The sequence below is a fragment of the Achromobacter sp. genome (assembly GCF_057314935.1).
In genome coordinates this window covers 78,710-84,638 of sequence record NZ_DBHKZA010000016.1, presented here as the reverse complement: position 1 = coordinate 84,638, position 5,929 = coordinate 78,710, and the positions used below count along the sequence as shown (strand labels likewise).

Annotated in this window: 4 protein-coding genes; all 4 read left to right on the top strand. The window is 64.9% G+C overall.

Going from position 1 to position 5,929, the window contains the following annotated elements; translation table 11 throughout:
* The first annotated feature begins 97 nt into the window (after window positions 1-97).
* The 4 genes from aspT (at window position 98) to ACO6D5_RS08470 (ending at window position 5,789) form a co-directional block, all read left to right on the top strand.
* Window positions 98-1,798 (top strand): aspartate-alanine antiporter, encoded by a 1,701-nt coding sequence (gene aspT, locus ACO6D5_RS08485; protein ID WP_485825115.1) that lies wholly within the window; start codon window positions 98-100, stop codon window positions 1,796-1,798.
* A gap of 133 nt (window positions 1,799-1,931) precedes the next feature.
* Window positions 1,932-3,758 (top strand): acyl-CoA dehydrogenase family protein, encoded by a 1,827-nt coding sequence (locus tag ACO6D5_RS08480; RefSeq protein WP_485825114.1) that lies wholly within the window; start codon window positions 1,932-1,934, stop codon window positions 3,756-3,758.
* Window positions 3,759-3,907: 149 nt separating this feature from the next.
* A complete protein-coding gene (locus ACO6D5_RS08475) occupies window positions 3,908-4,549 on the top strand; it encodes a peroxiredoxin (RefSeq protein ID WP_006225129.1) in 642 nt (213 codons plus the stop codon).
* Window positions 4,550-4,760: 211 nt separating this feature from the next.
* On the top strand, window positions 4,761-5,789 hold the full coding sequence (locus ACO6D5_RS08470; RefSeq protein WP_485825113.1) for a sulfate ABC transporter substrate-binding protein: 1,029 nt from the start codon (window positions 4,761-4,763) through the stop codon (window positions 5,787-5,789).
* Window positions 5,790-5,929: the final 140 nt, after the last annotated feature.

Sequence of the window (5,929 nt, the reverse complement as noted above, 5' to 3'; positions counted from 1 at the left end):
GGCGGTGAAGAAGGCGGTCAAGCAGGCGGACACCGCTGCCAAGTCGGCCAAGAAAGCCACGGCCCGGAAGTAGGAAAACACAGGGCGACATGACCTTATGACGTGCTCAGTCGGGTTTTTCAATAGCGTCCCCATCGCGGTTCTGTTCGTCACGGTGGGTTTGGGATACCTGATCGGCAAGCTGAAGGTCGGGCCGATCCAGCTGGGCGGGGTGTGCGGGACACTCATCGTCGCCCTGCTGATCGGCCAGACGGGTTGCCAGATGCGCGGCGACCTGAAAGAGGTCGCGTTCGCCCTGTTCATCTTTGCCATGGGCTACTCCGGCGGCCCGCAGTTTTTCGCCAACCTGAACCGGTCCAGCCTGCGCTACATCGTGCTGCCGATCATCGAGGCCCTGCTGGTGCTGACTATCGTGCTGGCGGCCGTGCCGTTGTTCGGCCTGGATGCCGGCACGGCGGCGGGCTTGGCGGCCGGCGCAGCCACGGAATCGGCCGTGGTGGGTACGGCGGCCGAGGCGCTCAAGCATCTGGGGCTGCCGGATGCCGAGGTGCAGCGCATGGAGGCCAATATCGCCACGGCCTACACGCTGACCTATCTGGTGGGCCTGATCAGCATCGTGTTCTTCACGAGCCAGGTCGCGCCAGCCCTGTTGCGCATCAACTTGCGCGAAGCGTCCAAGGCCCTGGAAGCGAAGCTGGGCGTGGCTTCCGGCGACGATGATGAAATCAACCTGCCCACCCTGCCGCGGCTGGTGGGGCGCGCCCATGTGGTGAAAGACGCCGACGGCATGAGCGTGGCCGACGTCGAGGCGCAACTGGGCGGGCGGACGGTGATCAGCCGCATCCTGCGAAATGGCGAGGCGGTGGACGCGACACCGGAAGATACCCTGGTCACCGGCGACATCGTGGTCGTGCTGGGGCTGCGCCGCTTCGCGCTGCGGGCGGGGTCGGTGGTCGGGCCTGAAATCCAGTTGCCCGAGGCCCATGCGGACGATCTGCAACTGAGCGAGCTGGCCGTCATCGTCAACAAGAAGGCGATCAACGGACGCACGATGGGCGAACTGGCCAAGCGGCCGGGCGCCCGCCGGGCACGTGGTGTCTTCGTCCAATCCATCATGCGTTCGGGGCATGTGCTGCCATTGACGCCGGCCACGGTGGTGCAATACGGCGACCTGGTGACCTTGGTTGGCACGGAACCCGAGCTGTCGGAAGCCGGCGCCGCCCTGGGCAATGAGTTGCGCCGCAGCGGCGTGACCGATCTGGTGTTCCTGGCCTTCGGCATTCTCGCCGGCTTGATGATCGGCGCGCTGAGCGCGCGCCTGTGGGGCATCCCGGTGTCCCTGGGCAGTGGGGGCGGCGCGCTGGTCAGCGGCCTGGTCTGCGGTTGGATCAACGCCAAGCGGCCTGCCATCGGCCATATGCCGGAACACGCCGTGCAACTGCTCAAGGACCTGGGCCTGGCGGTGTTCGTGGCGTGCGTGGGGCTGTCTGCCGGCCCCGAAGCGATATCGCTGATCCGCGAGCATGGCGCGGTGCTGCCGCTGATTGGCCTGCTGGTGTCGCTGGGGCCTGCCTGCCTGTCGTTGTGGGTGGGGCACAAGATCCTGAAGATCGAGGGGCCGTTGCTGGTGGGGGCCATCGCGGGGCAGCACGTCAGCACGCCCGCGATCAGCGCCATCCTGGGATCCAGCGGCAGCTCTGTGCCGCTGTTGGGCTACACCGTGACCTACGCCATCGCCAATGTGCTGCTGCCCGTCCTGGGGCCGATCATCGTGTCATTGGCGTACCATCTGAGTTAGCGCCCGTCCGGCTATCTGCCGGACGACGCGGCGCCTGTCGCATCCCGACGCGCGCAATCAGACGCGCGTACCAAGAAACGCATCCGGCAGCGAGGCGCTCTGCGCCTGGCTGGCCCTTGCACACGGAGACACCATGCCTTACGTAACCCCGCTGCAGGACTTTCGCTTCGCCCTGAAAGAACTGGCCGGATTGGACGACATCCTGAAACTGCCCGGATTCGGTGACGTCACGCCCGACCTGGTGGACGCCATCCTGGAAGAAAACGGACGCTTCGTCGAGCAGGCGGTGGCTCCCTTGAATGTGCCCGGCGACACGCAGCCCCCCGTCTGGAAGGACGGGCAGGTGACGACGACGCCGGGGTACGCCCAGGGTTTCAAGGACTATGCGGCAGGCGGCTGGCAGGGCTTGCAGCACCCGCAAGCCTGGGGCGGCCAGGGGTTGCCCAAACTGGTCGCGGCGGCGCCCGGGGAGAACATCCAGGCGGCCAGCCTGGCGTTTTCCTTGTGTCCGATGCTGACCGATGGCGTGATCGAAGCCGTGCTGACCGTGGGGTCGGAGGCGCAGCGCAAGCAGTATGTGCCCAATCTGATCAGCGGCAAGTGGACCGGCACCATGAACCTGACGGAGCCCCAGGCCGGGTCCGACCTGGCCCAGGTCGCCACGCGGGCGGTCCGCCAGGACGACGGCAGCTTCCGCCTGTCAGGCCAGAAGATCTTCATCACCTACGGCGAACACGATCTGGCCGAAAACATCATCCACCTGGTGCTGGCCCGCACGCCGGACGCGCCGGCGGGCGTAAAGGGCATATCGCTGTTCATCGTGCCCAAATTCCTGGTCGAGGCCGACGGCAGCGTGGGCAAGCGCAACGACGTCTGGTGCGCCTCGCTGGAGCACAAGCTGGGCATCCACGGCAGCCCCACCGCGGTGCTGCTGTACGGGGCGGGCAAGGGCGACGTGGGCGAGGGCGCCGTGGGCTACCTGGTGGGCGAATTGAACCGCGGCCTGGAATACATGTTCATCATGATGAACGCGGCCCGCTATTCCGTCGGGCAGCAGGGCATCGGCGTATCCGAACGCGCCTATCAGCACGCGCTGGCCTATGCGCGCGAACGGGTCCAGGGGCGTGCCGTGGAAGGGTCGGCGGCGCCGGTGGCTATCGTGCGGCATCCTGACGTGCAGCGCATGCTGCTGACCATGAAAGCGCTGACGGAAGCGGCCCGCGCAGTGTCGTATGTGACCGCGGCGGCGCATGACAAGGGGACGCACCACCCCGATCCCGAGCAGCGTTCGCGCAACCGGGCATTCTACGAATACATGGTGCCCATCGTGAAAGGGTATTCGACCGAGACCGCGGTCGAGGTCGCCTCCCTGGGTATCCAGGTGCACGGCGGCATGGGCTTCATCGAGGAGACCGGCGCGGCGCAGTATTACCGCGACGCCCGCATTCTGCCGATCTATGAAGGCACCACCGCGATCCAGGCCAACGACCTGGTCAGCCGCAAGACGCAGCGCGACGGCGGCGCCACCGCGTACGCCGCCATCGCCGCGATGCGCGAAACGTTGCGCGCCGTCGAAGCGGAGTCCACCCGCGCGGCAGCGCCGGAACGCGACGCGCTGCGGCTGCTGCGCGACAACCTGGACGGCGCCATCCAGGCGTACGAGGCGGGCGTGGGTTTCATCCTGGAGCAGTCGGCGGCCAACATCCGGGCGGTCTATTCCAGCAGCGTCCCGTACCTGATGCTGGCCGGCGTGGTGCACGGCGGCTGGCAGATGGCGCGTGCGGTGCTGGCATGCCGCCGGCACATCGCGGCGGGCTCAACCGACCCGTTCTACAAATCGAAGATCGCGACGGGATTGTTCTACGCCGCGCACATCCTGCCGCGCGCGCTGGCGCTGTCCGCCGCCGTGCGCGCCGGGGTGGTCGCGGATGCATGCGGCGCCGCTTCAGATATTGCATAAGGTTATATGGCTTGCGTATTTCCGCCGCCAAAGGTTTGATGGAAGAATCGTTTTGCAGGCGGCAATTTCCGCAATGAAAAACGACTTTCGGCTGGCAGTCGTCGCGAACCACCAGCCCCTTCCCACTGAATCCGCATACAGGAGACACCATGAGTCATCTACGTCTGGGCGATACCGCCCCCGATTTCGAACAGGAATCCTCGGCTGGCCCTATCCGCTTCCATGAGTATCTGGGCAACAGCTGGGGGGTGCTTTTCTCGCATCCGGCCGATTTCACCCCCGTGTGCACGACGGAACTCGGCTACACCGCCAAGCTGGCGGACGAATTCGCCAAGCGCAACGTGAAGGTGCTGGCGCTGTCGGTGGACGGCACCGATTCCCACTCGAAGTGGATCGAGGACATCAACGACACGCAGTCGACCAAGGTCAATTTCCCGATCCTGGCCGACAAGGACCGCAAGGTCTCCGAGCTGTACGACATGATCCACCCGAACGCCAATGCCACGCTGACGGTGCGCTCGGTGTTCATCGTCGACCCGAACAAGAAGGTGCGCCTGATCATCACGTACCCGGCCAGCACCGGCCGCAATTTCAACGAAATCCTGCGCGTCATCGATTCGCTGCAGCTGACCGACAGCCACAGCGTGGCCACCCCGGTCAACTGGGAAGACGGCGACGATGTGATCATCGTTCCGTCCCTGCAGGACGAGGCCGTGATCAAGCAGAAATTCCCCAAGGGCTACAAGGCTGTGCGCCCGTACCTGCGCATTACGCCTCAACCGAATAAGTAAATTCGGATTTCGGGGGTAATCCCCGTTTTCCGCATGCGGCTTCCGGCCGCCAGAACCGCCGCCTTCCCATAGGGAAGCGCGGCGGTTTTTCATTGTTGGGACAGGGATCCTATATGTCTGGGAGCGATGAGCAATCAAAAAATGATTCGTTCCGTTCAGATTGTCCAGCCAGCACACTTGCTTGCACATTGCCAAATACAGGGAGCAAGGGATGTCTTTCAGGAAAGCTGGTTGGTTGGCCGCGCTGGCGGCGGTGACAGTTTCGCTGGCGGCGATCGCGCCGGCTCAGGCCCAGCAAAAGCAGACGCTGCTGAACGTCTCGTACGACCCGACGCGCGAGCTGTATCGCGCCATCGATGACGCCTTCATCAAGCAATACAAGGAAAAGGCCAATGTCGACCTGACGATCCGCCAATCGCACGGCGGCTCCGGCCGCCAGGCGCGTTCGGTGATCGACGGCCTGGAAGCCGATGTGGTGACGCTGGCGCTGGCCTATGACATCGACGCCATCGCCGACCGCGGCCTGGTGCCCGAGAACTGGCAGACCCGCCTGCCGCAGAACAGCTCGCCCTATACCTCCACCATCGTATTCCTGGTGCGCAAGGGCAATCCCAAGGCCATCAAGGACTGGGACGACCTGGTCAAGGACGGCGTGCAGGTCATCACCCCGAATCCGAAGACCTCGGGCGGCGCCCGCTGGAACTACCTGGCCGCCTGGGCCTATGCGCTGGAGAAGAACGGCGGCAGCGAAGAGAAGGCCCGCGCCTTCGTCGGCGACCTGCTCAAGCACGTGCCGGTGCTGGACACTGGCGCCCGCGGCGCCACCACGACCTTCGTCGAACGCGGCGTGGGCGACGTGCTGCTGGCGTGGGAGAACGAAGCCTTCCTGGCGCTTGAAGAGCTGGGTCCGGACAAGTTCGACATCGTGGTGCCGTCGCTGTCCATCCTGGCCGAACCGCCGGTGGCCATCGTGGACAAGGTCGTGGACAAGAAGGGGACGCGCGCCGCCGCGCAGGCCTACCTGGAGTTCCTGTACACGCCTGCCGCGCAGGAGATCATCGCAAAGAACTACTACCGTCCCATCGACAAGACGGTCGCCGCCAAGTACGAAAACAAGTTCCCCAAGGTCAAGCTCGTCACCATCGACGACAAGATCTTCGGCGGCTGGCGCAAGGCGCAGAAAGATCACTTCAGTGATGGCGGCACATTCGACCAGATCTATCTGCCGCAAAAGAAATAATCAGACGACGATCGGACGACGGCCATCACGACAGCCTCGAACCCGACGGCAAACGGCGCGCAAGCGCCTTTTGCCGTTCGGCGCAACAGCCCGGGCGTGCTGCCCGGATTCGGCATTTCCATGGGTTACGCGGTGCTGTA